This is a genomic window from Sphingomonas sp. MMS24-J45 (genome assembly GCF_044881195.1).
In the GTDB taxonomy this organism is placed as follows: domain Bacteria; phylum Pseudomonadota; class Alphaproteobacteria; order Sphingomonadales; family Sphingomonadaceae; genus Sphingomonas.
On the sequence record NZ_CP173255.1, the window covers coordinates 1,212,041 to 1,230,046 of the forward strand.

At 65.5% G+C, this 18,006-nt stretch carries 13 protein-coding genes; 9 read left to right on the forward strand and 4 right to left on the reverse strand.

Annotated elements, in window-relative coordinates; all coding sequences use genetic code 11:
• Positions 1-6 precede the first annotated feature (6 nt).
• A complete protein-coding gene (locus tag AB5I39_RS06120) occupies positions 7-1,008 on the reverse strand; it encodes an alpha/beta hydrolase (protein ID WP_404372500.1) in 1,002 nt (333 codons plus the stop codon).
• Between the two features lie 250 nt (positions 1,009-1,258).
• On the opposite strand from AB5I39_RS06120, the gene AB5I39_RS06125 reads away from it, so the two are divergent.
• A complete protein-coding gene (locus AB5I39_RS06125; protein ID WP_404372503.1) occupies positions 1,259-2,428 on the forward strand; it encodes a glycoside hydrolase family 68 protein in 1,170 nt (389 codons plus the stop codon).
• A complete protein-coding gene (locus tag AB5I39_RS06130) occupies positions 2,425-3,330 on the forward strand; it encodes an ROK family protein (RefSeq protein ID WP_404372505.1) in 906 nt (301 codons plus the stop codon). The genes AB5I39_RS06125 and AB5I39_RS06130 overlap by 4 nt, the downstream gene beginning before the upstream one ends.
• A gap of 16 nt (positions 3,331-3,346) precedes the next feature.
• Here the strand turns inward: AB5I39_RS06130 and AB5I39_RS06135 are convergent, their stop codons facing one another.
• A complete protein-coding gene (locus tag AB5I39_RS06135) occupies positions 3,347-4,690 on the reverse strand; it encodes a neutral/alkaline non-lysosomal ceramidase N-terminal domain-containing protein (RefSeq protein WP_404372508.1) in 1,344 nt (447 codons plus the stop codon).
• 323 nt (positions 4,691-5,013) lie between these two features.
• On the opposite strand from AB5I39_RS06135, the gene AB5I39_RS06140 reads away from it, so the two are divergent.
• From AB5I39_RS06140 to AB5I39_RS06160, 5 genes are all read left to right on the forward strand, one after another.
• Complete coding sequence (locus tag AB5I39_RS06140) at positions 5,014-7,188, forward strand: TonB-dependent receptor (protein WP_404372511.1); 2,175 nt, start codon at positions 5,014-5,016, stop codon at positions 7,186-7,188.
• A 181-nt stretch (positions 7,189-7,369) separates the two neighbouring features.
• Positions 7,370-8,467: a DNA polymerase IV gene (gene dinB, locus AB5I39_RS06145; protein ID WP_404372514.1), complete on the forward strand. Its 1,098-nt coding sequence runs from the start codon at positions 7,370-7,372 to the stop codon at positions 8,465-8,467.
• Positions 8,468-8,602: 135 nt separating this feature from the next.
• Positions 8,603-10,837, forward strand: coding sequence for an FdhF/YdeP family oxidoreductase (locus AB5I39_RS06150; protein ID WP_404374034.1), 2,235 nt, complete (start codon positions 8,603-8,605; stop codon positions 10,835-10,837).
• On the forward strand, positions 10,834-11,613 hold the full coding sequence (gene fdhD / locus AB5I39_RS06155; protein WP_404372517.1) for a formate dehydrogenase accessory sulfurtransferase FdhD: 780 nt from the start codon (positions 10,834-10,836) through the stop codon (positions 11,611-11,613). Before AB5I39_RS06150 ends, fdhD begins: the two co-directional genes overlap by 4 nt.
• Complete coding sequence (locus tag AB5I39_RS06160; RefSeq protein WP_404372520.1) at positions 11,610-12,143, forward strand: molybdenum cofactor guanylyltransferase; 534 nt, start codon at positions 11,610-11,612, stop codon at positions 12,141-12,143. Before fdhD ends, AB5I39_RS06160 begins: the two co-directional genes overlap by 4 nt.
• A gap of 78 nt (positions 12,144-12,221) precedes the next feature.
• Here the strand turns inward: AB5I39_RS06160 and AB5I39_RS06165 are convergent, their stop codons facing one another.
• On the reverse strand, positions 12,222-14,129 hold the full coding sequence (locus tag AB5I39_RS06165) for a CocE/NonD family hydrolase (protein WP_404372522.1): 1,908 nt from the start codon (positions 14,127-14,129) through the stop codon (positions 12,222-12,224).
• Positions 14,130-14,229: 100 nt separating this feature from the next.
• Here AB5I39_RS06165 and AB5I39_RS06170 point away from each other — a divergent pair, with 100 nt between their 5' ends.
• Both AB5I39_RS06170 and AB5I39_RS06175 read left to right on the forward strand, forming a co-directional pair.
• Positions 14,230-15,879, forward strand: coding sequence for a M20/M25/M40 family metallo-hydrolase (locus tag AB5I39_RS06170; RefSeq protein WP_404372525.1), 1,650 nt, complete (start codon positions 14,230-14,232; stop codon positions 15,877-15,879).
• A gap of 87 nt (positions 15,880-15,966) precedes the next feature.
• The gene (locus AB5I39_RS06175) at positions 15,967-16,776 is read left to right on the forward strand and encodes a class I SAM-dependent methyltransferase (RefSeq protein WP_404372528.1); all 810 of its coding nucleotides are present in this window, start codon (positions 15,967-15,969) and stop codon (positions 16,774-16,776) included.
• 19 nt (positions 16,777-16,795) lie between these two features.
• On the opposite strand, the gene AB5I39_RS06180 is transcribed toward AB5I39_RS06175, so the two are convergent.
• Positions 16,796-17,986, reverse strand: coding sequence for an FAD-binding domain-containing protein (locus AB5I39_RS06180; RefSeq protein ID WP_404372531.1), 1,191 nt, complete (start codon positions 17,984-17,986; stop codon positions 16,796-16,798).
• Positions 17,987-18,006: the final 20 nt, after the last annotated feature.

The following is an 18,006-nucleotide window of genomic DNA, read 5'->3' on the forward strand; positions in this document are numbered from 1 at the left end:
TAGAGTTCAGCCCTTTGTCGCGAGATGCCGGTCGAGCCACGTCGCGAACGATGTCGACCATTGGCTGCACGGCTTGTCCTTCGGCCCAAGCCCGAAGCCATGCCCGCCCTCTTCGAACAAATGCACCTCGACCGGACGCCCCGCCGCTTGCAGCGCGCGCAGCATGATCATCGTGTTCTCGACCGGAACGGCCTTGTCGTCGAGCGCATGGACCAGGAAGGTCGGCGGCGTCTGCGCGGTGACGTGCAAGGCGGGGGAACGCCGGGCGACGAGGTCGGCGGACGGGTTGGGCCCCAGCAGCCGCAACGCCGATTCGGCATGAGTCACCGGTGCCGTCGCACTGATCACGGGATAGACCAGCCCCACCGCCGCCGGCCGCGCATCGAGTGCGTCGGCCGCGTCGCGCGGGCGATAGACCGGCTCGGCAAAACCCGTCGCGAGCGTCGCACCGAGATGACCACCCGCCGAAAAGCCCACCGCCGAGACGGTTGCCGGATCATAGCCATACCGCTTGGCGTTCGCGCGGATCAGCCGCATCGCGCGCTGCGCATCCTGCAGCGGCACGTCGGGACGACCCGCCCAGCCTTCATCGGGCAAGCGATAGGTCAGCACGAAAACGGTGTACCCAAGCGCGGTCATCGCGCCCGCGATGTCCACGCCTTCGTTGAGGATCGACACGAAGGTATAGGCCCCGCCCGGCAGCGACAGCAGCGCACGACCATTCGAGCGGGCCGGACGAAACACCCGCAACACCGGCTTGGCGACATTGCGGACCAGAATGTCGGGCCAGTTCGGCGGTACCGGTTGCGCGACGAACCCCGTGGTCGGCGTACCATCCGGCCACAAGGGGATCTGCTCGGCGTCGATCCACGCCTGCGGCATGGGCGGCAATTTGGGGAATTGCTGTGCCTGTGCCGCGACGCCGAGGCCGGCCAGCCCAACCGCACCGAGCAGGAAGGCGCGGCGGCGGATCGCGGCTGCCAATGTTTCGGAATTTTGCTCGATCATGACCGTTCCTTGCTCCCGTTCGTCGTTGCTTGTCTGATCCTTCGCGCGGGCTTCACAGGCCCATTTTATTTGGGCGTCCCTCGAAACAATCCGCTGCAATCGATTGTGAATATCGTTGCGACACTATAAGGATGGTCCTGCAAAATCAACGGAGGATGGCCTTGGTCCGACATGCCCGCGCGGGCGCCGCTTCGATGCTGACGGTGCCGACTGCGTCTGCCCCAGCCGCGCCTCGCGGAGGCGCAGCGCGTTGAGTTCGTTTCCCACGTCAGCCGCCCGTATCGCACCTCAGGCCCCGCTTCCCGCTGCCTGGACCGAGGCGCACTTACGCGTACTCGATCGCATCCGCCACGATGCGGCACCGCGTATTCGCGGCGAGGAGGTGGTGCGCGTCAGCCCCGATCTCGACATATGGGATGCGTGGCCGATCCAGGAGGCCGACGGCGCGCCCGCCGTACTCGCGGGCGGCATCACGCTGTGGATGGCGCTCGGCGCGCCACAATTTCCCGATCCCGATGAGCGCCATAGCCATGCGCGGATTCACTTGCTGGCGCGCAGCGCGGTGGGGTGGACGCATCTCGGTCCCGCGTTGACCGATGGTTTTTCCCCCGGCAGCCGCGAATGGTCGGGCTCTGCGCTGCTTGCGCCCGATCGCACCACCCTGATCCTGTTCTTCACCGCGACCGGCCGCCGCGGCGAAACGGCGCCGAGCTTCGAACAACGCCTGTTCCGCGCCGAGGCGACCCTGGATGCGACCGGTGGCGCGTACCGTCTGATCGACTGGCGCGCCCTGCGCGAGATCATCGTGCGCGATCCGGCGCATTACATGGCGAGCGACGCCGGATCGGGCGCAGTCGGCACGATCAAGGCGTTTCGCGATCCGGCCTATTTCCGCGACCCCGCCGATGGCAAGCATCACATCTTTTTCGCCGCATCGCTGGCCGGGTCGGCCTCTGCATTCAACGGCGCGGTCGGGTCGGCGGTCGCGCTCGACGATCGCCTGGAACAGTGGGCGATCCAGCCGCCGGTGATTTCGGCCGATACGCTCAACAACGAACTGGAGCGCCCGCACGCGATCTTTCACCAGGGGCGGTATTATCTGTTCTGGTCGACGCAGCGCCATGTCTTCAACCCGCACGGCACGACTGGCCCGACCGGTCTGTATGGCATGGTGTCGGAGCATCTGAGCGGGGGCTGGCGGCCGCTCAACGGCACCGGGCTGGTCTTCGCCAATCCCGCCGAAGCGCCCAAACAGGCCTATAGCTGGCTAGTCATGCCCGATCTGCAGGTCGCCAGCTTCGTCGACGCCTGGGGCAGCGATGGCACGGATGCGAACGCCCGCCGTTTCGGCGCGACCTTCGCCCCGATGCTGCGGCTGCGCCTCGACGGCGACGCTGCGGGCCTCGCCGAACAGCCATGACCACACAACCATATTTCGCCGGGATCGAGCTCGGCGGGACCAAGGCGATCGCGGTCCTGGCCGAGGGGAACCGCATCGTCGATCGCTACAGCATCCCGACCACTACGCCCGATGCGACCTTGGCCGCGCTGCGGACGCGGCTCGATGCGTGGCACGCCAGCAACGCCTTTGCGGCGCTCGGCATCGCGTCGTTCGGCCCGATTCAGCTCGCCCCCGCGCACCGCGACTTCGGGCATATCCTCGCCACGCCCAAGCGCGGCTGGACCGGCGCCACGGTGGCGGCGACACTGACCGAGCGTTTGGATTGTCCGTGGGCGATCGACACCGACGTCAACGGCGCGGCCTTTGCGGAATATCGCTGGGGTTCCGGGGATGGCTGCAACAGCCTGTGCTATGTCACGATCGGCACGGGGCTCGGCGGCGGGATCGTGATCGAGGGGCGACCGGTGCATGGCGCGCTACACCCCGAAATCGGACATCTTTGCCTCCGCCGCGTGGGCGGCGACACATTTCGCGGTGCCTGCCTGTTTCATGGCGACTGCATCGAAGGCCTGGTGTCGGGCCCCGCGCTCGCCGCCCGCTTCGGCCAGGACCCGGCCACCGTCGCGGATACGCACCCGGTGTGGCAGCATGTCGCGGCCGATATCGCCGAATTGTGCGCGACGATCCTGCTCACCACCGCGGCCGAGCGCATCCTTTTCGGCGGCAGCGTCGCTCTGTCGCGGTCGTTTCTCCTGCCGCTGATCCAGGCCCTCGCGATCAATCGGCTCGGAGGCTATCTGCCTTTCGTCAACCCGTGCAGCGTGGACCAGGTCATCCAGCTCGCCGGCCTCGGCGAGCAGGCCGGGCCGCTCGGCGCGATCGCGCTGGCGCAAGCGGCGTCGGGCCATCCCCTGACCTGACGCCGTCCGTGCGTGCTTACTTCGCGTCGACCTTGTCGATCAGATCGACCAGCCCCTCGACGATCGCGGTTTCGGCGCAACCGGGCTTGAGCCGCGACGAGACGACTTCGAAGGTGTTGAAGCCGAAGGCCGCATCATTGGGGATATAGCCCGACGGCGCCATGCCGTTGGTCAGCGTCGTCATCATCGTGTGCTTGAACGGCGATTCGCGTTTGAAGCGCTGCGCGATGGTCGTGAACACTTCGCCGTTGACGCCTCCGATCACCGTATCGCCGATCTTGAGCAAGCTGAGGCGCAGCGGGATGGGATCGGCATCTGCATAGGTCCCGGCATACCCCGCGCGCCCCTGATCGAGCCGCTTGCGCCCGGGGCACATCACCGTCTCTTGCGCGCCCGCAATTGGTGCTGCGGTGATCGGCCGCTCCATATTGGCGCGCGATACGTGCAGCACTTCCTCGCCCAGCATCTGCCCCATCGACAGGATCATCTGCTTCTGCTGGGTCATCAATTTGACGACCTGCGGGTTCTTGCGATCCATGCCGGTGCCGCCGGGCGGCATGGCATTGCTGATGTCCTCGCCGCGCTTGGCATAATCCGCGATGCGGATCGCGCGCAGATCATAGGTCTGCTGGAAGAAGATCGGGTTCTGATCGCCCGCCGCGCCGTTCGAATAGACCGCGACCGCATCGTTGCCGAGCGAATCCTCGATGTAATTGGAGGTCGCGCCCGGCAGATCGGCGCTGACCAGATCGAGATTGCCGGTCAGCACGGCATGGACGCCGTAATTGTAATAGACCGCGATCGGCGCACCCGCGAGCGTGTCGAAGCGCACCACCGCCACCGTCTTGTCAGACGGCCCGTCGTAATTGGGACCCTCCCACCAGCGATGCGTCTGCGGGTCGATGATGTTGCGGTTGACGTTGATGTACGAAACGCCGGTGCCATAGGCCATCCGCGCGGGCTGCGTCGCCGCAGCGGCCTTGCGTACGGCGTCGAAGATCTGCCGCTCATAGGCTTCGCCGCGCAGCCACGGCGCGCTGTGGGTGTGCGTCGCGGTCAGCAGGAACTGCTGTGCCGGGATTTTCAACTCGCGTTCGGCCCGCGCGCTGACATGCTCCCACGTCTCGGTCATGATCGCACCGGCATCGACCGTGACCATCGCCGCGCGCGTCGCCCCGTCTTCGACCACGATCGCGCGGACGTTGAGCGGATCGAGCACACCCAGCATCGTCTTCGGCAAATCCTTCGCGGCGGGCGTGATATCGACCTTCGCCGCGCCGACCTTGAGCGACTGTGCCGCCGCCGGGGCGACCGCGCACGCCAGGCTGACGCCGAGCACGATTTGAAGCTGCAGTTTCATCGCCTTCTCCTCTTCGACCTCGGCATTCGCCCCGCGCGGGAACGCTCGACATCTCTTGCGCCCAAGCGAGCGTCTCTCTTGCAATCGATTGTTAAACACCTCTTCAATGACTTGGCAAGCCCAATCGCGTCGCGCGACCGGGCAAGACAATGCCGATCGAGTCGTGTTACGACGCTCGCGCGCACCGCGATTCCCCTACCCATCCGAAAAAATAGATGCCGCTCCGTAACGACCTGGCGCTCGACATCTTGCCGCTGCGATTTTCGCGTGATAGTTGGTGCAACCGATTGCAAAGAACAATCGCTTTCAGGAAGGGGAACAAGATGATTCAGCACATTCGTGCCCTGTGCCGCAGCGGCGTATCGCTCACCGCCTGCACCGTCGCGATGACCGCGCTGCCCGCGCTGGCGCAAGTCGCCGCACCCGCCGGGGCCGACGCCGCACAAACCACCAGCGATACGCCCGCCGTGGACGGTGAGGACATCGTCGTCACCGCCAGCAAGACCGGCGCCGAACGGCTCAATCGCGTGCCCCAGGCAATCCAGGCCTTCACCGGCGCGACGCTGAAAGAGCGTAACATTCGCGACGGCGCCGATCTGATCCAGCTCATTCCGGGCGCCGCGCAGACGCAGGAAATCGGTGCTGGCTATCGCATCTATTCGTTCCGTGGCTCGGGCGCTGGCGGTCCGATCGGCGACGGATTGGTTGGCTATTATCTCGACGACACCCCCTTCGGCGTCCCCAACAACCAAAGCGCCCCGCCGATCAACTATTTCGATCTCGACCGGGTCGAAGTGCTGCGCGGTCCGCAGGGAACGCTGTACGGCCAGGGATCGGCGGCCGGCACGATCATCTACCACACCAAGAATCCCGACCTGCAGAACTTTACCCAGGCCGGCGACGTCGAGATTTCGAAGACCGCCGACGCCAGCAAGATCAACTACCGCGCCGCTGCCGCACTCTCGATCCCGCTGGTGACCGATACGCTCGGGCTGCGCATCAGCGGCGGCTATGATTACCGCGCGGGCACCGCCGACATCTATTCCGGCGCACCCACCGGCACGCCGCGCGAACGTAATGCCAATGACGTGACGGCCAAGGATATCCAGGCGGTCCTCCTGTGGAAGCCCGACGCGCTCACCACCGTGCGGCTGCGCGCCTGGTATTTCAGCACCGATCAGAATTACCTCAACGTCATCAATTCGCTCAGCCCGCCCTATGCGTCGTTCCAGGGCAATGTCGTCGGCTATGATCGCCGCCGCGCCGAGTATTTCTCGGGCACCGTCACGCGCGACATCGGCAAGTTCACGCTGACCAATGCGACCTCGTACCAGAAGTCGCTGCCCGGCGGCTTTCAGGTCGGCCTAAACCTTGGCGCGCCGCTGGGGATCGGCATCCTCAACAACGGCGGCAATGCCGAGAATTTTGTCAATGAGCTGCGTCTCGCGACTTCCGGCACCGGGCCGTTCCACGGCGTCGCCGGGGTGTTCTATCAGAATGCCAAGGGGCTCTATACCTTCGACATCAACTTCCCGACGCTCGCGATCAGCGGCAATACCGTAACCAAGACCGAGAACGTCGCGCTGTTCTCGGAGGCGAGCTATTCGCTGTTCGACGGCAAGCTCGTGCCGCTGGTCGGCCTGCGCTATTTCAACGACACGCGGAAATCGGATTCGCTGTCGAACGGCACGCGCGTGCAGAGCAATGCCAATCCCGACGCACTGACCTGGCGCGCCAACCTCGCTTTCTATCCGAGCAAGGAATGGCTGGTGTTCCTCAACGCCGGTACCGGTTTCCGCAGCGGCATCCTGCAGTCCAAGGCGCAGGCCGATGCAGTGATCGCCGACGGCGTTCCCAGCGCACTGTCCCTGACCCCGGACAAGCTGCGCAATCTCGAGTTGGGCGCGAAGGGGACGCTGTTCGACGGCGCGCTGCGTCTGGCCGTCAGCGCCTATGACATCAAATACACCAACATTCAGAGCGCCTTCAACACGTCGATCGGTCTCGCCGCGTTCGCCAATCTCGGCGACGGGCGCTCACGCGGTGTCGATATCGAGGCGACCTGGAAGACCCCGGCCAAGGGTCTGGTGCTGTCGGTGGTCGGCAATATCAACAATTCGAAGTTCACGCGGGTACTGCCCGCTTTCGGCACCGCCAACCCGCGGATCGGCAACGGCCAGCGGCTGCTCAATACCCCGCCGTTTAACTGGCGTGGTGACGCGAACTACAATCACGATTTCGGCGACGTAAATGTGTTCGCGACCGGCTCGGTCACTGCGATCGGCCGCGCGCGCAATGGCGATGCGACGGTCGACACGCTCAACCCGTATCAGCTCTATAACATGAGCGCGGGCGTGCGGTTCGATCGGTACGAAGTCCGACTGTTCGCGGACAATCTGTCGGATTATCGCGGACCGACATCGGCAAATGGGCCGACCCTGCTTGCGGGTCCGCGCCCGCGCACGATCGGCCTTACGTTCCGCCTTAATACCAAATAAGCTGGACAGGACGGCGTGCCCGATCAATCGGGCACGCCGTGGCAACGGCGTTGACACCGGCCCCGCATATATCTGCGGCCGTGAGTGACATACCAAGGCAAAAGAGATCTACAGCGCGCTTTAGGGCGGAACACAATGTCTGGGCGTTCTCTCTCTGTTCGATCCGTGTTACGGCGTTCGGATGCCTGCTGATTCCGCCGTCCGGAAGATCATCCACGTCGATATGGATGCGTTTTTCGCATCGGTGGAGCAGCGCGACGATCCGTCGCTGCGCGGTAAGCCGGTCGCGGTCGGACATGGCGCGGCACGGGGCGTGGTGGCCGCGGCGAGTTATGAGGCGCGCGCTTTCGGGGTCAAGTCCGCGCTCCCCTCGGTCACCGCGATCCGGCGCTGTCCCCAACTCATCTTCGTGCGCCCGCGCTTCGAGGTGTATCGCGCGGTTTCGCAGCAAATCCACGCGATCTTTGCCGACTACACCGATCTCATCCAGCCGCTGTCGCTGGACGAAGCCTATCTCGACGTAACCGCCAATCGCCGCGGCATCGCCACCGCCTGGTTGACCGCCAAGGAAATCCGCGCGCGCATCCTAGAGGAAACCGGACTCACCGCCTCGGCCGGCATTTCGTACAACAAGTTCCTGGCAAAGCTGGCGTCGGACCATCGCAAGCCCAACGGGCAATTCGCGGTCACGCCCGATATGGGCGAGGCGTGGGTCGAGACGCTCCCCGTCTCGCGCTTCCACGGTGTCGGCCCGGTGACCGCTGCGAAGATGAAACGGCTCGGGATCGAGACGGGCGGCGAACTGCGCGCGAAATCGCTCGAATTCTTGCAGCAGCATTTCGGCAGTTCGGCGGGCTGGTATTACGCCATCGCGCGCGGGCAGGACGATCGCCCGGTCAACCCGGACCGGGTGCGCAAATCCTCCGGTTCCGAAACCACCTTTCACGAGAATCTGACTGCCGATGCCGATATCGAGGCGGGCGTATTGCGCATGGCGGACGATGTGTGGGGGTGGTGCGAGGCGCGTCAGGCCTTTGGCCGCACCGTGACGGTGAAGGTCAAATATGCCGATTTCCGGATCATCACCCGCAGCCGTAGCCGGGCCACGCCCGTGAACGCCCGCGCCGATCTGCACGCCGCCAGCCTGGACCTCATCCGATCGGTCCTGCCCACCGAACGGCCGATCCGGCTGGTCGGCGTGACCGTGTCGAATTTCGACCACACTTCGCCAGCGATCACCGAGCCAGAACTCTTCGCCGCCGACCCGAGCGCGGCGTAGTGCCGCTATGGCGACGCGCACCCTTCCCCGGCGATGCGCGTTGTGGCTAGGGTGCCGCCGACCATGACGAGAGTAGACCATGACCGACCAGCGTGACTTGCCGCATTCCCCGGACCGGCGGGGGGCTGGGGGTCGCTGAAAGGCATTGCCCGGATTTTCGGCGAAAGCTGGTCGTCGCCCGCCTCGCTCGCGACGCTGGGACAGCTCAACAAGCCCAAGGGCGTGATGTGCGTGTCCTGCGCCTGGCCCAAGCCGGCCAATTATTCGGCATTCGAGTTTTGCGAGAATGGCGCGAAGGCGACGTTGTGGGAGCTGACCAGCGCGCGCTGCACGCCCGCCTTCTTCGCCGAGCCCGAGCATAACGTCACCGCGCTGCGCCGCTGGAGCGACCATGACCTGGAAATGACCGGGCGGATGACGCACCCGTTGCGCTATGACGCGGCGAGCGATCGCTATGTCGCGGTCAGTTGGGACGAGGCGTTCGCCGGGATCGGCGCGGCGCTCAAAGCCGTCGCGCCGAACGAGGCCGTGTTCTACGCATCTGGCCATGCCGGGCTGGAGGCGTCGTATCTCTATGCGCTGCTCGCCCGCGCGTTCGGCACCAACAATCTGCCGCAAAGCTCGAACATGTGCCACGAAACCACCTCGGTCGGGCTGACCAAGGTGATCGGATCTCCCGTCGGCACGATCGTGTGGGACGATCTGGCTGAGGCCGACGCCTTCTTCTTCTTCGGGCAGAATCCCGGCACCAACAGCCCGCGCTTCCTCCACCCGCTAAAGGACGCGAAGGAGCGCGGTGCGAAGATCGTCACCTTCAATCCGATCATCGAACAGGGGCTGGTGTCGTTCGTCGATCCGCAAAGCCCCAGCGCCATGCTGACCGGCAAGGCGACCAAGATTTCCGACCAATATCACCAGTTGAAGGCGGGCGGCGACATCGCCGTGCTGCTCGGCATGTGCAAATGCGTGGTCGAGGCCGACGATGCGGCGACCGCGGCGGGCAAGCCAGCAGTGATCGACCACGCCTTCGTCGCCGAACATACCACCGGCTTCGATGCGTTCGTACAGAGCTGTCGCGATGCCGACTGGGCCGAGATCGAGCGCGAAAGCGGCCTGGCCGAGGCGGCAATCCGCGATGCCGCGGCGGTCTATATCAAGGCCGAGCGCGTGATCGGCGTGTACGGCATGGGCCTGACGCAGCACGCACACGGCGCGCTCAACGTCGCGATGCTCGTCAATTTGCTACTGCTGCGCGGCAATATCGGCAAGCCGGGGGCAGGGTGTTGCCCGGTGCGCGGGCATAGCAATGTGCAGGGTCAGCGCACCGTCGGCATTGCTGAGAAGGCGCATCTCGTGCCGCTCGACACGATCGACGCGCTGTTCGACATCAAATCCCCGCGCGAGGACGGCATGAACCTGGTCGAGGCGACCGAGGCGCTGTTCGCCGGCAAGGTCCGCGCGTTCATATGCCTGGGCGGCAATCTGCTCCGCGCGGTGCCCGATCAGCGGCGGCTGGAGGACGCCTGGGCGAAGCAGGATCTTACCGTGATGGTCTCGACCAAGCTCAATCGCAGCCATCTCTTCCCCGGCCGCCACGCCTATGTCCTGCCGTGCCTCGGCCGGTACGAGATAGATGCGCAGGCGGGCGGCAATCAGGTGGTGACCACCGAGGACAGTTTCTCGATGATCAGCGCATCGGTCGGCAAGCGGGTGCCGGTTTCGGAAACCGTGAAGAGCGAGTTGGCGATCGTCGCGGGCATCGCCAAGGCGACACTCGCGCCCAATCCCAAGCTGCGCTGGGACGAGTGGACCGGCAATTACGGGCTGGTCCGCACCCTGATCGAAGAGACCTACCCCAAGGACTTCCGCGATTACAACGCGCGGATGTTCCAGGCGGGTGGCTTCTACCGCGGGAACGCCGCGCATCAGCGCGTGTGGAAGACCGAGAGCGGCAAGGCGGTGTTCACCACGCCGGGCGAGCTTAACTCGGTCGGCTTCCGGGATGCGCCGGGCCGTTATCGGTTGATGACGATCCGCTCGAACGATCAGTTCAACACGACCGTGTATGGCTATTCCGATCGTTTCCACGGGATCGAGGGCACGCGCGACGTGCTTCTGATGAACCCGGACGATATTGCCGAGGCGGGGTTCCGCGAAGGCCAGATGGTGCGCATGATCACCGACGCCGAGGATGGCGTCGACCGTCAGCTCGGCGGGTTGAAGCTGACCGGATACCGCCTGCCGCGCGGCACGATCGCGTCTTACTATCCCGAATGCAACGTGTTGGTGCCGATCGGGCTACACGACGATCTGTCGAAGACTCCGGCGTCGAAATCGGTGCCGGTGCGGATCGTCGCGGAAGCGGCGTGAGCGGCCAGGCGCGCGTCGATTTCGTCCGGACGGCACGCGACGGATCGGCCGAGCCAATCGCGCGGAATGTGCCGCTCGAACGGCCGATCGCGCTGGAGTTCAACGGGATCGGCTATGCGGTGATGATGGCGACCCCGTGCGACCTGGAGGATTTCGCGGTGGGCTTCGCGCTGAGCGAGCGGGTGGCGTCGCACCCGGCGGAGATTGTCGATGTGGACTGCCATTCGACCGCGCAGGGAGAGATCGTCCGGGTGACGTTGTCCGCCGAACGCGCGCCGGAACTGTTCGAACGGGTGCGGCATCGCACCTCGGATTCGTCGTGCGGGCTGTGCGGAATCGAGAATCTCGAACAGGCACTGCGGCCGCTGCCGCCGGTGCCCGCGCAGACGCCCGTCCCCGCCGATGCGATCTTTCGCGCGCTTGCGTCGCTGCGCGACCACCAGCCGCTCAACCGCGAAACCGGGGCGGCCCACGCTGCCGCGCGCTGCTCGGCGGCCGGGGAAATCCTGGAGGTGCGCGAGGATGTCGGGCGGCACAATGCCTTCGACAAGTTGATCGGCGCGATGGCGCGAACCGGCGCGGGCTGGGACGGTGGTTTCGCGCTGCTGTCCTCGCGCTGCAGTTATGAATTGGTCGAGAAGGCGGCGCTCTCAAGCTGCTCCACGCTGGTGACGATTTCGGCCGCGACCGATCTGGCGGTGGCGCGCGCGAAGGAATGCGGGCTGACGCTCGTGATGCTGGCCCGGCCCGACGCGATGCTGACGGTCGCCCCGTGAGATTGCTCGGCGCCATCCTGGCGGGGGGCCGCTCGCGCCGTTTCGGCAGCGACAAGGCGCTGGCCGATCTCGACGGAGAGCCGATGATCTGGCGGGTGGCGGAGGCAATCGGCCCGTTCGTCGATGCGATTGTGGTGTGCGGTCACCCAGCACCACCGCCAGGGATGAAGCGTGTTCCGGACGTGCCGGGCCCCGGCCTTGGCCCTCTTGGTGGGCTGGCAGGCGCGCTGCATCATGCGCTGGCCGAGGGATATGCGGGGGTGCTGTCGGTGGGATGCGACACGCCAGTGCTCGATGGCGATCTGCTACGTCAACTGCGCGAGGCAGAGCGCGCGACATTCGTGGCCGATGCGCCGATCATCGGCTACTGGCCGACCGAGCTATACGACACGCTGCTCGCACATCTTGCCACCGACCCGCGACGATCGATGCAGGGGTGGACGACGGCGATCGGGGCCGATCCGATCGACCTCCCGCGGCCCATTCCCAACGTCAATACACCCGAGGACCTCGCGGCCCTTTCTGCCTGAAGCTCCGCCCTCAAAGAGAAGGGCAGCCCTTCGACAAGCTCAGGGCGAACGGGTGAGGGTTGTCCCCCACCCCGCCGCTCACTTCCCCGCCGGGACCAGCGGCAACCACACCGCGCTCGCCGCCGTACCGCCGCGTTCGATCGTCACCGTCGCCTTCTGGTAATCGCTCTTCTTCGCCAGGAAGATGTTGGGCACGAACTTTTGCGGGTTGCGGTCGTAGAGCGGGAACAGGCTCGATTGCACCTGCACCATCACGCGGTGCCCCGGCTGGAACACATGGTTCACCGTCGGCAGGCGGAATTTGTAGCGCTGCGTCTTGCCCGCCGGGATCGCGCTCGGCTTCTCGAAACTGTCGCGGTAGCGGCCACGGAAGATGTCGAGGCTGATCGGCAGCTGATACCCACCCATCTTGGCATCGCTCGCCACTTCATCGGGGAAGACGTCGATCAGCTTCACCACGAAATCGCCATCGGTGCCGGTCGTCTTGGCATAGATATCGGCGATCGGCGCGCCCGACAGGCGCATCGGCGCGGTCAGCACGTCGGTGACATAGGTTTCGACATCCGGGCGACCATCGGCATGACGCTGATCGCTTACCAGCCAGTCGCCCCAGCGCCCGTCGTTGAAATTCACCGGGCGCGGCAGATGCGGCACCGGCTTGGCGGGATCGGAGACGTAGCTGTCGCCGCCGGCTGCACCCTTGTCGAAACCAAGCCCGCCACCGGCCTGCAGATACAGCGGCTTCAGCGGCGCGGCACAGCCCTGCTCGCACGCGAGCGGCCAAGTGGCGAAGCGGTCCCAATGGTTCTCACCGGTATTGTAGATCGTCGCCGCGGGCAGATTGGCGGGCGGCCCATCCTTCAGATATTGGTCGAACAGCGGCAGCACCATTTTCTCGCGGAATTGCGCCGCGGTATCGCCATCCCATTTGAACGGCCCCAGTTCGCGCCCCTCGCGATTGACCTGGCTGTGCCGCCACGGCCCCATCACCAGGAAGTTGTTGCCGATCTTGCCCTTCGCCTTCAGCGCCTCCCACGAGGTGATCGCGCCGTACATATCCTCCTGATCCCACAGCCCCTGTTCCCACAGCGTCGGCACGTTGGAGGGATTGGCGGCAAGCAATTTGTCGAGCGCCTGGCCTTGCCAGAAGGCATCATAGGCGGGGTGCGCGACCATCTTCTGCCACGCCGGGAGTTGATCGAAGCCCGATTTCTTGGCCCATTCGTTCGCCCCGCCCAGACGGCGGAATTCCTCATAATTGTCGTAAATGCCGGTGGCCGGTTCCTCGCCCGCGCCCTTATATCCGGTCTGCGACCCGACCCAGCCAATGTTGGCGAGCCGGAACGCGCCGTAATGGAACCAGTCGTCGCCCATCCAGCCGTCGATCATCGGGCTTTCCGGCACTGCGACCTTCAACGCCGGGTGCGGCGCGAGCAACGCCATGACCACGGTAAAGCCCTCATAGGACGATCCGATCATCCCGACGCGGCCGTTCAATTCGGGCAGGTTCGCCTTGTTCACCAGCCAGTCGATCGTGTCGTACGCATCGGTGACGTGATCGGTCTTGGTCGGGTTCAGTGGCCCCCGCACCGGACGCGTGACGATGTAATCGCCCTCCGACCCGTACTTCCCGCGAATATCCTGATAGACGCGGATATAACCGCCCTTCACGAACACCTCGTCGGCCAGCGGCAGGGTCGAGAGGATCGACGGGCTGTCCATCCGGTTCGCGCGGCCCTTGGCATTATACGGCGTGCGTGTCAGCACGATCGGCGCGTTGGTCAGCCCCTTGGGAAAGACGATGACGGTGTAGAGCTTGGTCCCGTCGCGCATCGGGATCATCACTTCGCGCTTCACATAATCGCGCGCCTCGATCGGCGGCGTGAAGTTCTTCGGGATGTCGCTCGGTGGAAATGTGGTTTGCTGCGCGGCGATCGGCGCGGCGAGCAGCGCCAGGGACGTGGCGAGCAGCAAAGGATATTTCATCGGGGATGCTCCGGGCAGGGATCAGTCTGGGGCGACCATAAGGCAGAACGACATGCGATCAATGTCTTGTCGGCGGGTATCGCGGCGTTAGGGTGGCGCCATGCTGAAACGCTTTATCCCGCTCGCCCTCCTCGCTGTTGCGACGCCCGCTTTTGCGCAGGGCGTCGATCCTGCGGCGATCACCAAAACCGTGCAGGAGATTTCGTCCGACGCTTTCCACGGCCGAGCACCGGGTGGGCCGGGCGAGACGGTGACGATCGACTATCTCACCAAGCGCTTCCAGGCGCTTGGGCTGGAACCCGGCGGTCCCGACGGCAAGTGGACGCAGACGGTCCCGCTGCTCCACACCAAACTCGGCCAGCCCGAAAAGTTCGGCGTGTCGGTCAAGGGTACATGGCAGCCGTGGACGCGCGGCGAACAGGGGTACGTCTGGTCGCTCCAGCCCAATGACAAGGCCGTGATCGCGAACGCGCCGCTCGTGTTCGTCGGGTACGGCGTCACCGCCCCTGAGCGCGGCTGGGACGATTTCAAGGGCGTCGATCTGCGCGGCAAGGTCGCCGTCATTCTGATCAACGATCCCGATTTCGAGGCGGTCGCGGGTGACGCCGCCTTCGGCAAGTTCGGCGGTCGCACGATGACCTATTATGGCCGATGGACCTATAAATTCGAGGAAATGGCGCGGCGGGGCGCGATCGGCGCGCTCATTGTGCATGACACGCCGGGGGCCGGTTATGGCTGGAACGTCGTCGTCTCGGGCCAGGGCGAGGCCTATGACATCGTGCGGCCCTCCGACCAGATCACCAGCCTGAAACTGCAGGGCTGGCTGAGCGGCGATGCCGCAAGCGCGCTGTTCAAGGGCGCAGGCCTTGACCTTGCCACGTTGCGCAAGGCCGCGCGGCAGAGCGACTTCAAGCCGGTGCCGCTGACCGGCGCGACCTTCTCCGCCACGGTCCCGGTCAGCCACGAAGTCGTCGAAAGCCACAATGTGCTGGCGAAAATCCCCGGCACCGGCGCACCGAACGAGACCGTGATGTTCGGCGCGCATTGGGATGCATACGGCGTCGGCCCCGCCGACGCGCAGGGCCGTACGATCCGCCCCGGCGCCAATGACGATGGGCTGGGCGTCGCTGCGCTGCTCGACATCGCGCGCATCCTGAAGGCGGAACCCGCACCGCGCCGCACGATCGCCTTTGCATTGTGGACCGCCGAGGAACGCGGGCTGCTGGGTTCCGAATATTACGCCACCCACCCGGTCTTTCCGCTCGAGACGACCGCCGCCAATCTGACGATCGACATTTTGCAAACCGCCGGGCGCGCGAAGGACGTGATCCTGGTCGGCGTCGGGCAGGACAGTCTGCAGGACGATATGGCGCGGATCGCCGCGACGCAGGGGCGGCGCGTGACGCCCGAGGGCCTGCCAGAACGCGGCCTGTTCTATCGCGCCGATCATTTCAGCCTGGCCAAGCGCGGCGTGCCCGTGCTGCTGCAAATGGGCATCGCCGGGGCGTCCGATCTGGAAGACGGCGGCGTCGCGGCGGGGCAAGCGTGGATCGATGCCTATACCGGCAAATGCTATCACCAGACGTGCGATGCCTGGTCGCCCGAGTGGAACCTGGCCGGGGCCAAGCAGGATATCGACGTGATGCTGCAAATCGGCCGCGAAGTCGCGAACTCGAAGGCGTGGCCAGACTGGAAACCCACCTCGGAATTCAAGGCGATCCGCGACAAGAGCGCCGCCTTGCGACCCTGAAGCACCGCGCCGCCGTAATGCCCCCTTGACGTCGCGCGGCCATGCCCCGCACTGGTCAGGCAACGACAAACCTGCAGGAGAGGTACCATGCGCCCCACGATCACTATAGTCGGCCTCGCCACGCTTGCGATCGCGGCTCCGACCGTCGCCATCGCCAAGGGTCCCAGCGTCCCTGCCGAACTCGCCAAGGCCGTAGCAGCACCGTCGCGCACCCCTGCCAATGTCGCGCGCGACCCGGCGCGCCATCCGGCGCAGACGCTCGCCTTCTTCGGCGTAAAGCCGACCGATACCGTGGTCGAGCTGATCCCCGGCGGCGGCTGGTATAGCGAAATCCTCGCCCCCTACCTGGGCGCGCGCGGCACCTATTACGCGGCGGGCGGCTGGGCCAAGGGGCTCGACGGCGTCAAGCGGCTGCAGGCGGCCAACCCGGCGGTCTACGGCAAGGTCAAGCTCGCGGCGTTTCCGGCGGGTGCCGGCGAACCGGTCGTGCCCTCGGGCAGCGCCGATGTCGTGCTGACCTTCCGCAACATCCACAATCTGCGCTTTGCCGGGGTCGACCGGACCCAGGCCGCCTTCGCCGAAATGTATCGGATGCTGAAGCCCGGCGGCACGCTCGGCATCGTCGAGCATCGCTTGCCCGAAGCGCGCGACGCGGCGGCCGAGGAAAAGAGCGGCTATATGAAGGTATCGAGCGTGGTGCAGTTCGCCACGCGCGCCGGCTTCAAGCTCGCCGCCATGTCCGAAATCAACGCCAATCCGAAGGACAAGGCCGATTATCCCGGCGGCGTGTGGACGCTGCCGCCAACCTATCAGCTCAAGGATGTCGACCGCGCCAAATATGCCGCGATCGGCGAGAGCGACCGCATGACGATCCGCTTCGTGAAGCCCAAAAGCTGACGTTAGCCAGGGCAGGCCTTCAGAATCGCTCGCCCAGAATACGCGGAATCTGCTCCTTGAACGCGAAGAACCCCTTCTTCGCGTGCGGCCAGAAGTGCGTGTCCCACGCCCGCTGGACCTGGATCAGATCGATTCCGGCCGCTTGCAAGACCGGGGTGGCGGCGCGCAGCGCATCCGCCACATGCCCCACCGGCGCGTAGGCGGTCGCGATCGTCGTGACCTGAGCATCCTGCGCGGCCGCTATCAGCTTTGCGGGATCGATCCCCGTGATAATGCGCGTCGGGCAACCGAAGTGCGCCTCGACCCGCCCCGCGCAATCATGTGCCGCAGCAGCGACAAAGACTTCAGACAGCGCCCCGCCGCTGCCGCGATCGGCCAGGATGATCGCCTGGACAAAACGCCGATCTTGCGCGAACACGCTCTCGGGATGGAAATCCTCCGGCGTCACCAGCAGCAGCGCGGGCGCATCCGGATCGAGCGAGACCGGGGCTAGCAACGGAGTTACTGCCGGAAGCGGCGCTTCGGTGAGCGGCACGGCGCTGGTGGTGAGCCCCTGCGGCGCGAAGCGTCCACCGGTATAGCGCGCGATATTGTCGGCGGTGGCGAGGTAGGTCTTGCCGATCGTCTGCAACCCCGCGACCCAGCGCCACGACAGCGTATTGCTCGCCGGATCGCCGTCGAGGAGATGGCGCAGGAAGAAATCCGCCCCCAGCGTCCACGGCAGCCGCAGCGTAAAGATCCAGATCGACGCGAACCACATCCGCGCGTGATTATGGAGATAGCCGGTCTCGACCAGCTCACGCGCCCAATCGTCGAAGCCCTCGATTCCGGTCGTGCCATTCTCTGCACTGGCCAGCGCCTTGGCGCCGCGGAAGCGCGCCCGCACTGCGTCAAGCTCGGCGAGGTAGCGCCCCCAGATTGCTGGCCGCAGCTCCAGCCAGCCCTTCCAATAGGTCCGCCACAGCACTTCCTGCACGAACTTCTCGGCCTCGCTGAAGCTGTGCCGCGCAAGCACGGCCGACACGACCTCGCGCTCGGTCATCAAGCGGTGGCGAAGATAGGGGGAGAGCAGCGACACGTTCGATCGTGCCTCAGGGCCAAGATCCGCGTTACGATCCCGCGCGTAATCCACGCCAGCGCGCAGCACGAACGCCTGCAACCGATCCAGCGCCGCGTCGCGATTCGGCGGAAACGAAACGGGCGCAGCCATTGCGAAACCTAGCGTCTTAT